The following is a 14,711-nucleotide window of genomic DNA, read 5'->3' as shown; positions in this document are numbered from 1 at the left end:
CGCCTGTTGAGTTGCGCGGGTCTTAGACCGGTTGGCGACCGCGGTCGAGAGCGTTCACATCGCGCGCACGGCTTCCAGCACCTCATCCACGTGGCCGGGTACTTTGACCTTGCGCCAAACCTTGGCGATCTTGCCTTCGGCGTCGATGATGAAGGTCGAACGCTCGATCCCCATAGACTTTTTGCCGTACATGTTTTTCTCGACCCAAACACCGTAGTCTTCACAAACGGTTGAACCTTCGTCTGACAGCAAAGGCGTGGTCAGGTTGTGCTTGGCAACGAACTTGTCGTGCTTGGCAACGCTGTCCCGCGAAATCCCGAAAACGTGAGCGCCCGCATCAGCAAAGGCTTGAAGTTGTTCCGAGAAACCGATGGATTCCTTGGTGCAGCCCGGCGTATCATCGCGGGGATAGAAAAACAGAACAACAACGCCGCCGCGCATGGCTGACAAGCTGACCTCACCGCCGCCGTCGCGGGGCAAAGTGAAATCCGGGGCGATGTCTGAAACGTCGGGCATTGGAAACTCCGTTAAAGTTTTCTAAGGGCTGCCCGTCATCATAGGGCGCTGCGAGCGGGTTGAAAGACGTGGATGGAAAATTGATGCAGCACGAAGACGAAAGTGCGCCGCAGACGGAGGCCCCTCCGCGCCGCCGGTCGCGCCGTCGTATCGCTGTGCATTTTTCTGGCTGGACCGTGCTGTCTATCGGGGTTTTGGCCTTTACCGGTTGGTATTTCCTGTTTGGCCAGAACCTTCACGCGCCCGAATGGGTGCGCGAAAAGGTCGAGCAGCGGCTGGAAGAAAGCCTTGGGGGTCTTCAGTTCCGGTTCGGCGACGCCAGTTTCATCGTCAACGAGGAATGGCGGCCACGGCTGCGACTAACCGATGTCACAATCAGCGATGCGTCAGGCCAACAGATTGCGCAGATGTCGGACCTGCGGACTCGCCTTTCTATGCGCGGCTTGTTGAGGGGACAAATCCGTCCGCGCCGCATCATTGTGCGGGATGCGCAAGTCTCGCTGACCCGAGGGCAGGATGGGGCCTTGTCGCTGACCGTCGGCTCAGGAAGTACACCGGTTCAGGAAGCTCCGGATCTGGCACAACTGATCGACCAATTGGATGACGTGTTCTTGTCGCCGATCCTGTCTGGCATTCGGTCGGTGGAATTGGAATCCTTGACGCTGGACTATCAGGATCTGCGCCTTGGCCGAGCTTGGGTGTTCGATGGCGGTCACGTCACAGTTACGCGCAACAAGGATGAGTTGCGTCTTGCCACCGGGTTCTCGGTGCTGACAGGGCGCGACTATGCCAGCACGATCGAGGCCAATTACGCGAGCGTTCTTGGGTCATCACAGGCTGAGTTCGGGGTTTCGATCACTGACCTGCCAGCGGAAGACATCGCCAGCCAAAGTCTGGCCCTGTCGTGGTTGCAGGTCCTCAAGGCACCGATTTCAGGCGCATTGCGCGGCAGCATCGACGCAACCACGGCACTTGGGCCGCTCTATGCCACACTCAATCTTGGGGCAGGGGTGGTGCAACCGACACAAGAAACCAAACCGATCCCGTTCGAGTCCGCCCGAACCTACTTCACCTATGAACCCAAGCGACAGGAACTGGATTTTAACGAGGTTTCAGTGGTTTCGGCCTGGGGCTCTTTTCAGGCTGAAGGCAAGGCGTATCTTGAGGGTATCGAGAATGGCACTCTGGACAGTCTGACCTCGCAGCTCAGCCTCAGCAATATCAACATCAATCCGGCCGACCTGTTTCCAGTACCGCTGTCTTTAGCGCGCGCCGATCTGGACATGCAGATGAAGCTGGCTCCGTTCCGGTTGCGCTTGGGTCAGATCATGGTCGAAGACGCCAATTACCAGCTGCTCGGCTCGGGTAATTTGATTGGTGAAGCCAATGGCTGGGTAGCAGATCTGGACGCGCATCTTGACGGTATGAACGCTGATGAGCTTCTCAACTACTGGCCTGAACGACTGGCACCGAAGCCGCGGATTTGGGTTGAGACAAACCTGTATGAAGGCAGGGTTTCGGACGTTGATTTCGCGCTGCGTTTCCGGCCTGACAGCAAGCCGGACATTTATCTGGATTTTGGGTTCGAGGATGCGAAAATACGCTTTGCAAAGACCCTGCCGCCGCTTGAGTACGCGCAGGGCCAAGCCAGCCTGATTAATCGCCGCTTTACCGCGACGGCTGAGGCGGGCGTGGTCTTTGCGGATGAAGGGGGTGCAATCGACGCATCCGGCACGTCTTTCATCATCCCCGATACAGGCATCAAGGAAGACTCACCATCAATCACCCGGATCACCGCAAAGGGCACTACAACAGCTGCCTTGTCGCTGCTTGACAGACCACCGCTGGAATTGCTGACCAAGGCGAACCTGCCCGTGAACGTGGCTGAAGGGCATGTGGGCCTTTCCGGGACGCTGTTCCTGCCGTTGAAGAAAAAACTGAAGTTCGAAGAAACGCAGTTCCACTTCCTCGGCGAAATAGATGATGTCCAAAGCGACAGGCTGGTTCCGGGTTTCTCAGTCGCCGCCGACCGGCTTGAGGTAACGGGCAATGAGACCGAGGTTGCAGTATCCGGCGACGGGGTGTTCGGTGATGTTCCGATCCAGGCCACTTGGCGGCAACCTATCGGTGGGACGGAACCACAACGCAGCGAGGTCACCGGCCAGATCGAACTGTCCCCCCGGTTGATGACTGAATTGAAGGCCGGTCTGCCGCAAGGCATGCTGACAGGGCAGGGCACGGCGGATATTGCGCTTGAAATCGGGGCAGGTACACCGCCAAAGCTAACTGCGTCCTCCGATCTGGCGGGTGTTTCCCTGGCCATTCCCGAACTCGGTTGGCGCAAGGGGCCGGGCTCAACTGGAACCATGAAGGTTGAGGCCACGCTGGATGAAAATCTACGCGTTGATGAACTGGTACTCGACGCCGCTGGATTGCGCACCTCGGCTTCCATTTCCTTTGATGACGGGGGGTTCGACCGTGTGCAGTTCAGCTCGTTCGATCTGGGGGATTGGCTGGCGGTACCTGCCGAACTGGTCAACAGCGGCGGGGCAGTGCCCGATATCCGCGTTCTGGGCGGTGTGATGAACCTTGCGCGCGCGACCTTCGGCAGCGGTGGTGGAGGCGGTGGAGGCTCTGGCGCCGGTCCCCGGCTTGATGTGGCCTTGGATCGCCTTCAGGTCACTGAAACCGTTGCTTTGACCGGGTTTAACGGTGCGTTTCAAACCAGCGGCGGTGTTAACGGTGCTTTCACAGCCGCTGTGAACGGTGGTGCCCCCGTACGCGGACAGGTCACTCCGCGCGAGGGCCGCAGCGCGGTAACGCTCAGGTCGGAGGATGCCGGGGCGGTGTTGCGGTCGGCGGGTATGATCACGCAGGCACGTGGCGGAGATTTGGATTTACAACTGGAACCGGTGGCGGGTCCGGGCAATTACGACGTGATCCTCAATATTTCTAACACGCGCATCAAGGACGCTCCTGCCATGGCTGCGCTACTGAATGCAATCAGCCTTGTGGGCTTGCTGGATGAAATGGCGGGGCAAGGAATCTTTTTTGCCAGCATCGACAGCCGCATGCGGATCACGCCAACCGAGGTAAAAGTTCTAAGTGGCAGCGCCGTTGGCCCGTCAATGGGCCTTTCGTTCGACGGCACCATCGACACGGTGGCCGGCGTTCTGGATTTGCGGGGTGCGATCTCACCTATCTATCTGGTCAACGCAATTGGCAGCGTTTTCACCCGGAAAGGTGAGGGCGTCATAGGGTTCAACTATACTCTGACCGGGCCGTTGCGGCAGCCGAAGGTCTCGGTGAACCCGCTTTCTGGTCTGGCACCGCTGTTTCTGCGTAACCTGCTGCGCGCCCCGGCCCCAACAGTTTCCGATGGACCCAACGCACAGCCCATCAAGCCCGATGAGCCAAAACGAACTTTTGGATCATCAGCCGAGGAGCGTTGATTTGGAATGACGGGCGCTGTATGGCGCGGCCATGAAACTCAGCGATTTTGATTTCCACCTTCCCGAAGACCTGATTGCAACGCGACCCGCCAGCCCGCGCTCATCGGCGCGGATGCTTGTTGCAAGCAAGGATACGCTGTCGGATGCGCACGTGTTCGATCTGCCCGGTTTGCTGCAACCCGGCGATCGGCTGGTTCTAAACGATACTCGCGTCATCCCCGCGCGCCTGAATGGTCGCCGCCATCGTGACAGCGCTCAGGGACCAGTTTCAGCTGCAATTGAGGCAACCTTGTTGGACCCGCAGGCCGATGGCACATGGGGGGCACTGATCAAGCCGTTAAAAAAGGTTAGGCTCGGGGAAGACATCCAGTTTTCCGATGACCTCAGCGCGACGCTTGAGCGCGCGGAAGGTGGGCAGGCCTATCTGAGGTTTAACCTGACAGGGGATGATTTCGACGCGGCATTGGAACAGGCAGGTGCGATGCCTCTGCCACCGTATATCGCCGCCAAACGCCCGGCGGACGAGCGGGACAAGACAGATTACCAAACGATCTGGGCGCGAAACTCTGGCGCGGTTGCGGCTCCTACAGCCTCGCTGCATTTTGATGAGCCCCTGATGCAGGCGCTTGCAGCGCGCGGCGTCGAACTTAGCCATGTAACACTGCATGTTGGCGCTGGCACCTTTCTGCCGGTAAAGGTTGAAGACGTAACCACCCATAAAATGCACGCAGAGTGGGGTCGGGTCAGCGCTGAGGCCGCAGAGGAAATCCGCGCCACGAAAGAGGCTGGCGGTCGGATCATCCCAGTCGGAACAACCGCCCTGCGCCTGATCGAAAGCGCGGGACGTTCTGGCCGGATTGAACCTTGGGAAGGTGAGACGGATATTTTTATCTACCCCGGCTTTAAATTCCATGTGGCAGACGCGTTGATGACCAATTTCCACCTGCCAAAATCCACACTTTTGATGCTGGTGTCGGCACTTATGGGACAAGACAGAATGCGCGAAGTCTACGCCCATGCCATCGAGCAGGAATACCGATTCTTTTCCTATGGTGACGCGTCGCTTTTGATCCCGTAAGAGGCGCGTTGTCGGGATCATTTGCCCGCAATGTCGTAGACAAGCACGAACAGAGCCGTTTTTCCTATACAAGCGATTCCACAGTTCAGGTCGAAATTACATTTCTTGGAGGCGCGAATGCTTCAGGTTCTTTCCAGCGCATGGGCGCTTCTTCTGGGGATGGGGCTTCTGATGGTCGGCAACGGCCTGCAAGGTACGATTCTTGGTGTTCGCGGTGAAATCGAAGGGTTTTCGACCCTGGAGATGTCGTTTGTGATGTCGGCGTATTTCCTCGGCTTTCTTGGCGGCTCGCGCCTGGCACCCGAGATGATCAGACGCGTCGGACATGTGCGCGTATTCGCGGCACTGGCGTCGTTCATCTCGGCAGTGATGATTTTGTACCCGTTGATGACCAATCCCGTGGTCTGGATTCTGGGGCGCGTTCTGATCGGGTTCTGCTTTTCCGGCGTGTATGTCACGGCCGAGAGTTGGTTGAATAATGCCGCCAGCAACGAAAACCGCGGACAGGCCCTGTCGCTTTACATGATCTTTCAGATGGTGGGCATCATCAGCGCCCAAGGCTTGGTTCTTTTGGGCGACCCTGCTGGGTTCGACACGTTCGTGATCGCCTCGATCCTGGTTTCGGTTTCGTTTGCGCCGATCCTGTTGTCGATTTCACCGACACCCGCATTTGACACCACCAAACCCATGACCCTGCGCGAATTGTTCGGGTATTCACCGCTTGGCTGCGTCGGTATGTTCTTGCTTGGCGGAGTGTTCTCGGCTCAGTTTGGCATGGCCTCAGTCTACGGGGCGCGAGCAGATCTTTCGTTGGCTGAAATCTCGACCTTCGTTGCCGCGTTTTATGTCGGCGCCTTGGTGCTGCAATACCCACTGGGCTGGTTTTCTGACCGTATGGACCGCCGCGTCCTGATCATGGTGGTCGCGGTCACTGGCGCATGCGGCGCGATTGCAGGAATGCTGTTTGGTTTGGCTTTCCCGATCCTGCTGGTCTCGGCCTTCGTGATCGGTGGGATGTCGAACCCGCTGTATTCCCTTCTCATCGCTCACGCGAACGACTTTTTGCAGCATGAGGACATGGCCGCTGCATCGGGCGGGTTGTTGTTCATCAACGGGCTTGGCGCTATTGCTGGCCCGCTGATTACGGGGTGGCTGATGGGCGATGGGGTGTTCGGCCCGCAAGGGTTTTTCCTGTTCATCGCCGCGCTTCTAGTTACTACGGCTGTTTACGCGCTGTACCGCATGACCCAGCGTGCCGCGATCCCGGTTGACGAGACAGGCACCATGTCCACGGTCTATGCGACAGCTTCGCCTGTTGCGGTAGAACTGGCACAGGAGGTCGCAATAGAAGCCGCCGAAGCCGACGCTGAAACGCAAGATGTTGCCTGAAACACAAGATTATGACGCAAGTGTTGCAATTTTTTACTGTAACAAATCTGTAAATAGGCATTTAATGACCTTACGTCCCTGGGGAGGGCAACACGACGGAGTTTAGGGCAATGGTTGGGCCTGAAGAAGTATTGAGTTTTTGGTTAGATGAAATTGGTCCCAAGGGTTGGTATCTACAAGACGACGCTTTGGATGCAGATATTCGCGAACGGTTCTTGACTACGTGGGAAGCCGCGCATGAAGGTAAGTTTTCACTTTGGTTGACTTATCCCAATGGGGCTTTGGCTTACATCATACTGATGGACCAGTTCCCGCGAAACATGTTCCGCGGCAGCGCCAAGGCATTCGCGTCTGATCGTGCTGCCCTGTCGGCAGCCAAGTGTGCGATAGACAAAGGCTGGGATCTTAAGATTGACGAACCTGCGCGGCAGTTCTTTTACCTGCCTTTGATGCATTCGGAAAACCTCTGCGATCAGGAACGCTGTGTCCGTCTGATGTGTCAGAATATGTCCAGCAGCGATCAAAGCAATCTGTTGCACGCACGTGCGCATCGTGAAGTGATCCGCAAGTTTGGGCGGTTTCCATACCGGAACGAAGCCCTAAAGCGCCCGATGACGGCACACGAAGCAGCCTATGTCGACATGGGCGGATATGGTGCAACGGTTCGCGAACTGCAGGCCACCGGCTAGGACTGGGGCACGCAGCCACGAACAGCAATGATCCGGTCGGCGACCACGTCGGCCGATTTTTCTATGGCAGAGTTGATCAACGTCTGTGGTGACTCGGTAATCTCAGCAATGCGGGCCTGCGAATCCTGCATCCTGGCCTCCATGTTATCCAGCGTTGCCAAAGCCGTTGAAATGCGCAGTTTCTCGGCAATATCCGTGACAGTTCCGCTGTCCTGAATGCTCGTAAGATCGCTGCGCAGGGCTGCAATCTCACCTCGGATACCGCGAATTTCGTCTTTTAGCGGCGCGACAATCTGCACTTTTTCTGAAAAGACTGTGGTGATGTCTTCTACGGTCGTTGCCAGCCGCCACCCAAGAAAAAGGCAAAGCGCCACAAGGATAAGCGTGGCATTGAGCAGGGCAAGCAAAAGATCTTTGAATGTCTTGGCCATGATAAGCCTCTCGAATAACTTGCGTTTAGGACGGAACGTCTAATTCGGCACCTATGTTCTAGCCATTGAAACTCGTGCGGTATAGGCTGAAATCCGCATGAAGCGTTACATTTCGCCCGCGTCTGTTATGTCGCGGGAAAGGTGTATTGATGCGTTCTGGGATATAGTTTAATGGTAAACTAATTTTACAACCGACCTGCGCCGAGAGGGAACCATGGCTGCACAATCTTTTGATCTGATCGTAATCGGCGCTGGTCCGGGTGGCTATGTGGCTGCCATTCGCGCGGCACAGCTGGGTTTAAAAACAGCCGTGGTCGAGCGTGAACATCTGGGCGGCATTTGCCTGAACTGGGGGTGTATCCCAACCAAGGCAATGCTGAGGTCTTCGGAAGTGTTTCACCTGATGGAGCGCGCCAAAGATTTTGGCCTGACCGCTGACAAGTTCGGCTACGATCTGGATGCTGTCGTCAAACGCTCACGCGGAGTCGCGAAACAACTGACCAGCGGCGTTGGCCATCTTCTCAAGAAAAACAAGGTCACCGTGATCATGGGTGAGGCAACGATCCCGGCAAAAGGCAAGGTGAGCGTCAAGACCGACAAGGGCAACGAAGAGCTGACCGCGAAGAACATCGTCCTTGCGACGGGTGCCCGGGCGCGTGAGCTGCCGGGGCTTGAGGCTGACGGCGATCTGGTATGGACCTACAAACATGCGCTGATGCCGCCGCGCATGCCTAAGAAACTGCTGGTCATTGGTTCGGGTGCGATCGGCATTGAATTTGCCAGTTTCTACAACACTTTGGGCTCGGATACGACGGTGGTCGAAGTGATGGATCGGGTATTGCCGGTCGAAGATGCCGAGATCAGCGCCTTTGCCAAGAAGGCCTTTACCAAACAAGGCATGACCATCATGGAAAAGGCGATGGTCAAACAACTGGACCGCGCCAAGGGCAAAGTCACCGCGCATATCGAAGTGAAGGGCAAGGTCGAGAAGCACGAGTTTGACACCGTAATCTCGGCTGTGGGTATCGTCGGCAACGTAGAAAACCTCGGGCTTGAGGCGCTGGGTGTGAAGGTTGACCGGACGCATGTTGTAACTGATGAGTTCTGCCGCACCGGGGTTGATGGCCTTTATGCCATCGGTGACATCGCGGGCGCGCCCTGGCTGGCGCACAAGGCCAGCCATGAAGGCGTCATGGTGGCCGAGTTGATCGCAGGCAAACACGCGCATCCGGTCAAACCCGAAAGCATCGCAGGCTGCACCTATTGCCACCCGCAGGTTGCCTCGGTCGGATACACCGAAGCCAAGGCCAAAGAACTTGGCCATGAAGTCAAAGTGGGCCGTTTTCCCTTCATCGGTAACGGTAAAGCCATCGCCTTGGGTGAGCCCGAGGGTATGATCAAAACCGTGTTTGACGCCAAGACAGGCGAGTTGCTGGGCGCACACATGATTGGTGCAGAAGTGACCGAATTGATTCAGGGCTATGTCGTGGGGCGGCAGTTGGAAACAACGGAAGAAGACCTGATGAACACGGTGTTCCCGCACCCGACGCTGTCAGAAATGATGCACGAAAGCGTGTTGGACGCTTACGGTCAAGTCATTCACATGTAGGTTTGGCTTGAAACCAAGTTGAAGGCACCGCTGGGTAAGCGGTGCCTTTTTTCTTTAGCGGGTCAAGGCATCCAGTATGCGCGCCCAGGACCTGATGCCCTTGTGAAAGCTTTTCACGTCATACTTTTCATTTGGCGAGTGGATGGCATCGTCTTCATTCGCAAAACCGACCAACATCGAATCCAGCCCGAGTTCCGTGTTGAAATACCCCACAACTGGAATCGATCCGCCCATTCCGGTGAACACGGCCTCACGGCCCCATTCATCTGACAAGGCACCACGGGCCGCTTCGAATTCCGGACGATCCAAGTTCATGACCGAAGCAGGAGACCCCTCAAGATCATTGTCCCACTCGATCTTTGCATCGGGTGACAGGCGGTCTTCGACATGTTTGCGAATTTTGTCACGCAGGGCGTCAGGGTCCATGTCGCCGACCAACCGGCAGGTGATCTTGCAATGCGCTTGTGACGGGATGACCGTTTTCGATCCGGCGCCGTTATATCCACCCCACAGGCCGTTAACCTCAAGCGTCGGTCGTGCCCATTGCTGTTCCAGCGTTGAGTATCCCTTTTCACCATGGGGCTGCGAGTATCCGACGGACTTCAGGTAGTCGTCTTCGTCAAAGCCGCAGGTTTCCCATTGCTTCAACTGCTCGGCCGGCACTTCGTGGACACCTTCATAGAACCCTTCGACCGCGACGCGACCAGTTTCATCGTCATAGAATGAGGCGACGATTTTCGACAACTCTCGCAGTGGGTTCAAACCGGGGCCGCCGTAGTGGCCCGAATGCAGGTCGATCCGCGGGCCGATGATGGTGAATTCGTCCTTGAGCATACCGCGCAATTGCGAGGCAATCGATGGCACACCGCGCGAGACCATAGCGGTGTCGCACACCAGCGCCAGATCGGCTTTCAACTCGGCCGCGTTTTCGCGAAGGAACGGAACCAGTGAAGGAGAGCCAGATTCCTCTTCGCCCTCAAAGAAAAAGGTGATGCGGCAGGGCAGGGACCCATGCACCGCTTTCCACGCCCGGCAGGCCTCGACAAATGTCATCAATTGGCCCTTGTCGTCCGACGATCCACGGCCCCGGATGACGGGTCCGTTTTCCGTCTCTTCGATGGCCGGATCGAACGGGTCGCGCGTCCAAAGGTTCAACGGGTCCACCGGTTGCACATCATAGTGCCCGTAAAACAGGACATGCGGCGCGTTGCTGTCTTCTCCGATATGGCCTACGACCATGGGATGACCAGCTGTCTTGCGCTTTTCTGCCGCGATGCCAATCGTTTGCAGATCAGCCACCAGCCAATCGGCAGCCTGATCCACCTGCGCGTCATAGGCCGGGTCCGTCGAAATTGACGGAATGCGCAGCAGTTCCATAAGTCGGTCGATAGAGGTCTGCAAATCAGCGTCAATGCGGTTCAAAACGTCGTCCAGCGACATAGGGGTCTCCTGCTTGTAAAATTTGGCGCGACCCTATCAGCGCCACCAGCGCCGTCCAGTCCGCTTTGGCGGAATTTGGTACAATATCGGAAACACCTGGAAACACCTGCGTCGTTTCCCCGCGTCTGGGGGCAGTAACTTTACTTGTCCATGCTGATGTGACGGGATATTTGATGCAAATCAAACATGTGATCCCAATGTCGTTTATACGTAATTGCTACAAGGGAACGCACAGGCGCGCGCTCGGCTTTGTCCGGTCATGGCGTCAGGAACATCGCCGGGCCGAATAAGTCTTGGGTCGGGCACGTAAGGAGACATCGGTGGACTATACTGCTCAGCTCGATACAGCGATTGCCAGGCTACATGATGAAGGACGTTACCGGACCTTTATCGATATCGAACGCCGAAACGGCCATTTCCCACATGCGGTTCGGACTCGCCCGGACGGGTCACAGCAGAATGTCACGGTTTGGTGTGGCAATGACTATCTGGGCATGGGGCAGAACCCTATTGTTCTGAATGCCATGCACGAAGCTATTGAGTCAGCCGGGGCAGGCTCGGGTGGTACGCGCAATATCTCGGGCACCACGGTTTACCACAAGCGTCTTGAGGCTGAACTGGCTGATCTGCATGGCAAAGAGGCCGCGCTTTTGTTCACCAGCGCGTATATTGCCAATGACGCCACGCTCAGCACCCTGCCGAAACTGTTTCCGGGCCTGATCATTTATTCTGATGCGCTGAACCATGCCTCGATGATCGAAGGCGTGCGCCGTAATGGCGGTGCCAAGCGTATTTTCCGCCACAATGATGTAGCCCATCTGCGCGAACTGCTTGAGGCAGATGATCCTGATGCGCCCAAGTTGATCGCCTTCGAATCGATCTATTCGATGGACGGTGATTTTGGTCCGATCGAAGCGATCTGCGACCTGGCAGACGAATTCGGTGCCTTGACTTATATCGACGAAGTGCACGCTGTTGGTATGTATGGCCCGCGCGGCGGTGGTGTGACTGAGCGTGATCGCCTGGCGCATCGCATCGACATCATCAACGGAACGCTTGCCAAGGCATTTGGCGTTATGGGGGGCTATATCGCAGCCAGCGAGAAAATGTGCGATGCTGTGCGCTCTTACGCGCCGGGCTTCATCTTTACGACGTCTTTGCCGCCGGCGATTGCGGCGGGCGCGGCAGCATCCGTCGCCCATTTGAAAACAGCTGTTGAACTGCGTGAGCAACATCAAACGCAAGCCAAAATCCTGAAGCTGCGCCTTAAGGGCCTGGGTTTGCCGTTGATTGACCATGGAAGCCACATCGTTCCTGTGATCGTCGGCGACCCCGTGCATACCAAAATCCTCAGCGACCGGTTGCTTGATGACTTTGGAATCTACGTGCAGCCGATTAATTTCCCGACTGTCCCGCGTGGAACAGAGCGGCTGCGTTTTACTCCATCCCCAGTACACGGACCCAACGAAATGAACCGTTTGGTTCAGGCCATGGACGAACTTTGGTCACATTGTGCGCTAAATCGCGCCGAACTTGCAGGTTAGCCTCACGGGAAAGTGTGCAACTGGTTTGTCGCGTGTTAGAGTTAATTAACAAAATTAGCGGGCGAATCATTTACAAAGCGATTCTCCGTTAGCGTGAAACACGCGAAGGCAAAATGGGGCAGCAGGGATGATTGGGCGCAGATCTCAGCGCGAATCCGAACGCGATACTGACGTCAGGCCAAAGGGTTATGACGATTATGAAGTTCGGCTTGGCGACCGGATGCGGGGTGAGCGCGCAACAATGGGCAAGTCCCTTCTCGATGTTCAGCGGGAATTGCGCATCAAAGCCAACTACATAGCTGCAATCGAAGACGCGGATCCAGACGCGTTCGACACACCCGGCTTTATTGCCGGGTACGTGCGTTCCTATGCGCGGTATCTCGGGATGAACCCGGACGATACATTTGCTGCCTTCTGTGAAGAAAGCGGTTTTGAGGTCGCGCATGGTATGTCGGCCGAAGCGTCGGTTGTGCGGAAACCAACTGGTGGTCTGCGTACTCAAGGGTCGATGGGCCGCGATCCATTCATCTCTCCCAATACGCCGTACCTTCCGGGTCGGGAATCGCTGGTCAGCCAGATTGAACCGCGGGCTATTGGATCGTCATTGGTGCTGATCGCGGTGATCTGCGGCATCGGCTATGGCGGCTGGTCGGTTCTGAACCGGATTCAGCAAGTGCAGGTCAGCCCGGTTGAGCAAGCACCCGTCGTTCTGTCTGATCTTGATCCGCTGGATACCGCACGCTCTGGTGGCGCGACCGAAGCCAACGTTGCAGACAATCCCAGCACCGAGGCATTGGACCGCCTGTATCGCCCACAGGCTTTGGACGTGCCGGTCTTGGTGGCGCGTGATGCGCCAATCTCAACTCTGGACCCGCGCACTGTCGGAACCTTCCTGCCGCAGCAGTTGCCGCAGGTCGAGATTGCCGAGGTTCACACAGTTGAGCGCCCTGCTTTGCCGCAGGTGGTTGAACAGATTGATACTACTCTAAAGATCGTTGCGGTGAACCCATCCTGGATGCGGGTAACGGCTGCGGATGGCAGCGTGATTTTCGAAGGCACCCTTGGCACAGTTGAACAGGGCAGTGTTTTTGAGGTTCCGCTGACCGAAGAACCACCATTGCTGCGTGCAGGTGCTTCGGGATCGGTGTTCTTTTCGATGAATGGCGAACACTACGGACCTGCGGGTGCGCCGGGTACAGTTGCCAAAGGTGTAGTGCTGTCCAAGGATGCCGTTGCTGAAAGCTATGCGGTTGCTGATCTTGAGGCAGAGCAAAACAGCGCCCTCAAACAGTTGGTGGCCGAATTGCAGGCGCAAGCAGCCGAAGCCCCTGCAGAGTGATCTAGCCATTGCGATGCTCCGGTAGGCGGACTATTTAAACACCTAATCTAGCCAGCCTTGGATTTGTCTTTATGTCGCTCAATCATGTTCGTCCGTGGCGCAATATCTATCGCCGCAAGTCCCGTCAGATCATGGTCGGTAATGTTCCCGTCGGCGGCGACGCGCCGATTGCCGTTCAGACGATGACCAACACACTGACAACCGACGTGGCTGCGACCGTGGCCCAGGTGCAAGCTGCGGCTGAGGCGGGCGCGGATATCGTGCGGGTCTCGGTCCCGGATGAGGCATCGTCAAAGGCGTTGAAAGAGATTGTGCGCGAAAGCCCGGTGCCGATCGTTGCCGATATCCACTTCCACTACAAAAGGGGGATTGAATCTGCCGAGGCCGGTGCCGCCTGCTTGCGGATCAATCCGGGCAATATTGGTGATGAAGCGCGGGTGAAAGAGGTCATCAAAGCGGCCCGAGACCACAATTGCTCGATCCGGATCGGGGTGAATGCGGGCAGCCTGGAAAAGCACTTGCTTGAAAAATACGCTGAGCCTTGTCCCGAGGCGATGGTTGAAAGCGGATTAGAGCATATCCGTATCCTTCAGGATAACGACTTTCACGAGTTCAAAATAAGCGTAAAGGCCAGCGACGTATTCCTGTCGGCGGCTGCGTATCAGGGTATCGCCGAGGCAACCGACGCACCGATCCATCTGGGTATTACCGAGGCTGGGGGGCTGGTCTCAGGCACTATCAAATCAGCTATCGGGCTGGGTAATTTGCTGTGGATGGGAATCGGCGACACGATCCGAGTAAGCCTGTCCGCCGATCCGGTCGAAGAGATCAAGGTTGGCTATGAAATCCTGAAATCTCTTGGTCTGCGCCACCGCGGCGTAAACATCATCTCGTGCCCGTCCTGCGCGCGGCAGGGGTTCGACGTGATAAAGACGGTTGAGGCGTTGGAGCAGCGGCTGGAACATATCAAAACGCCGATGAGCTTGTCGATCATCGGCTGCGTGGTAAACGGCCCGGGCGAGGCGCTGATGACCGATGTCGGCTTCACAGGCGGCGGTGCGGGGTCAGGTATGGTCTATCTTGCGGGCAAGGCCAGCCATAAGATGTCGAACGATCAGATGATTGATCACATCGTTGAACAGGTTGAGAAAAAGGCGGCTGAGTTAGACGCGGCGCAGGAAGCCGCCGAGTAAACCACCTCGGTGGGTAAGCGTGGATGATATA

11 protein-coding genes are annotated in these 14,711 nt (G+C 56.7%); 8 read left to right on the top strand and 3 right to left on the bottom strand.

Annotated features, from left to right (window positions below; all coding sequences use genetic code 11):
• Positions 1-54 precede the first annotated feature (54 nt).
• Positions 55-516 carry a peroxiredoxin gene (locus AVO44_RS02230; protein WP_068331903.1) on the bottom strand — a complete coding sequence of 154 codons (462 nt, stop codon included), beginning with the start codon at positions 514-516 and terminating at the stop codon, positions 55-57.
• A 68-nt stretch (positions 517-584) separates the two neighbouring features.
• Between AVO44_RS02230 and AVO44_RS21860 the strand changes: the two genes are divergently transcribed.
• From AVO44_RS21860 to AVO44_RS02210, 4 genes are all read left to right on the top strand, one after another.
• Entirely contained in the window at positions 585-3,968 is a 3,384-nt protein-coding gene (locus AVO44_RS21860; RefSeq protein WP_233421898.1) for a YhdP family protein, read from the top strand.
• A gap of 31 nt (positions 3,969-3,999) precedes the next feature.
• The gene (queA, locus tag AVO44_RS02220) at positions 4,000-5,046 is read left to right on the top strand and encodes a tRNA preQ1(34) S-adenosylmethionine ribosyltransferase-isomerase QueA (RefSeq protein ID WP_068331896.1); all 1,047 of its coding nucleotides are present in this window, start codon (positions 4,000-4,002) and stop codon (positions 5,044-5,046) included.
• Between the two features lie 117 nt (positions 5,047-5,163).
• Entirely contained in the window at positions 5,164-6,435 is a 1,272-nt protein-coding gene (locus AVO44_RS02215) for an MFS transporter (RefSeq protein WP_068331893.1), read from the top strand.
• A 110-nt stretch (positions 6,436-6,545) separates the two neighbouring features.
• Positions 6,546-7,124, top strand: a complete 579-nt coding sequence (locus AVO44_RS02210; RefSeq protein ID WP_068331890.1) for a DUF924 family protein — start codon at positions 6,546-6,548, stop codon at positions 7,122-7,124.
• Here AVO44_RS02210 and AVO44_RS02205 read toward each other — a convergent pair.
• Positions 7,121-7,555, bottom strand: coding sequence for a hypothetical protein (locus AVO44_RS02205; protein ID WP_068331888.1), 435 nt, complete (start codon positions 7,553-7,555; stop codon positions 7,121-7,123). The genes AVO44_RS02210 and AVO44_RS02205 overlap by 4 nt on opposite strands.
• 214 nt (positions 7,556-7,769) lie before the next feature.
• Here AVO44_RS02205 and lpdA point away from each other — a divergent pair, with 214 nt between their 5' ends.
• Positions 7,770-9,164, top strand: coding sequence for a dihydrolipoyl dehydrogenase (gene lpdA, locus AVO44_RS02200; RefSeq protein ID WP_068331885.1), 1,395 nt, complete (start codon positions 7,770-7,772; stop codon positions 9,162-9,164).
• Positions 9,165-9,218: 54 nt separating this feature from the next.
• Here lpdA and AVO44_RS02195 read toward each other — a convergent pair whose 3' ends face one another.
• Positions 9,219-10,604: a dipeptidase gene (locus AVO44_RS02195; RefSeq protein ID WP_068331882.1), complete on the bottom strand. Its 1,386-nt coding sequence runs from the start codon at positions 10,602-10,604 to the stop codon at positions 9,219-9,221.
• A 320-nt stretch (positions 10,605-10,924) separates the two neighbouring features.
• On the opposite strand from AVO44_RS02195, the gene hemA reads away from it, so the two are divergent.
• The 3 genes from hemA (at position 10,925) to ispG (ending at position 14,680) form a co-directional block, all read left to right on the top strand.
• A complete protein-coding gene (hemA, locus tag AVO44_RS02190) occupies positions 10,925-12,148 on the top strand; it encodes a 5-aminolevulinate synthase (protein ID WP_068331879.1) in 1,224 nt (407 codons plus the stop codon).
• Positions 12,149-12,275: 127 nt separating this feature from the next.
• Positions 12,276-13,487, top strand: a complete 1,212-nt coding sequence (locus AVO44_RS02185) for a helix-turn-helix domain-containing protein (RefSeq protein WP_068331877.1) — start codon at positions 12,276-12,278, stop codon at positions 13,485-13,487.
• 71 nt (positions 13,488-13,558) lie between these two features.
• The gene (ispG, locus tag AVO44_RS02180) at positions 13,559-14,680 is read left to right on the top strand and encodes a flavodoxin-dependent (E)-4-hydroxy-3-methylbut-2-enyl-diphosphate synthase (RefSeq protein WP_068331874.1); all 1,122 of its coding nucleotides are present in this window, start codon (positions 13,559-13,561) and stop codon (positions 14,678-14,680) included.
• Positions 14,681-14,711 lie beyond the last annotated feature (31 nt).

The sequence above is a fragment of the Ruegeria profundi genome (assembly GCF_001507545.1).
Classification (GTDB): Bacteria; Pseudomonadota; Alphaproteobacteria; order Rhodobacterales; family Rhodobacteraceae; genus Ruegeria; species Ruegeria profundi.
Note: the sequence above shows the minus strand (reverse complement) of the source record. Positions and strands in the feature narration are given on the sequence as shown.

Coding starts and splice junctions, on each gene's coding strand:
- AVO44_RS02230 (WP_068331903.1), bottom strand. CDS start 516: ATGCCCGACGTTTCAGACATCGCCCCGGATTTCACTTTGCCCCGCGAC.
- queA (WP_068331896.1), top strand. CDS start 4,000: ATGAAACTCAGCGATTTTGATTTCCACCTTCCCGAAGACCTGATTGCA.
- AVO44_RS02215 (WP_068331893.1), top strand. CDS start 5,164: ATGCTTCAGGTTCTTTCCAGCGCATGGGCGCTTCTTCTGGGGATGGGG.
- AVO44_RS02210 (WP_068331890.1), top strand. CDS start 6,546: ATGGTTGGGCCTGAAGAAGTATTGAGTTTTTGGTTAGATGAAATTGGT.
- AVO44_RS02205 (WP_068331888.1), bottom strand. CDS start 7,555: ATGGCCAAGACATTCAAAGATCTTTTGCTTGCCCTGCTCAATGCCACG.
- lpdA (WP_068331885.1), top strand. CDS start 7,770: ATGGCTGCACAATCTTTTGATCTGATCGTAATCGGCGCTGGTCCGGGT.
- AVO44_RS02195 (WP_068331882.1), bottom strand. CDS start 10,604: ATGTCGCTGGACGACGTTTTGAACCGCATTGACGCTGATTTGCAGACC.
- AVO44_RS02185 (WP_068331877.1), top strand. CDS start 12,276: ATGATTGGGCGCAGATCTCAGCGCGAATCCGAACGCGATACTGACGTC.
- ispG (WP_068331874.1), top strand. CDS start 13,559: ATGTCGCTCAATCATGTTCGTCCGTGGCGCAATATCTATCGCCGCAAG.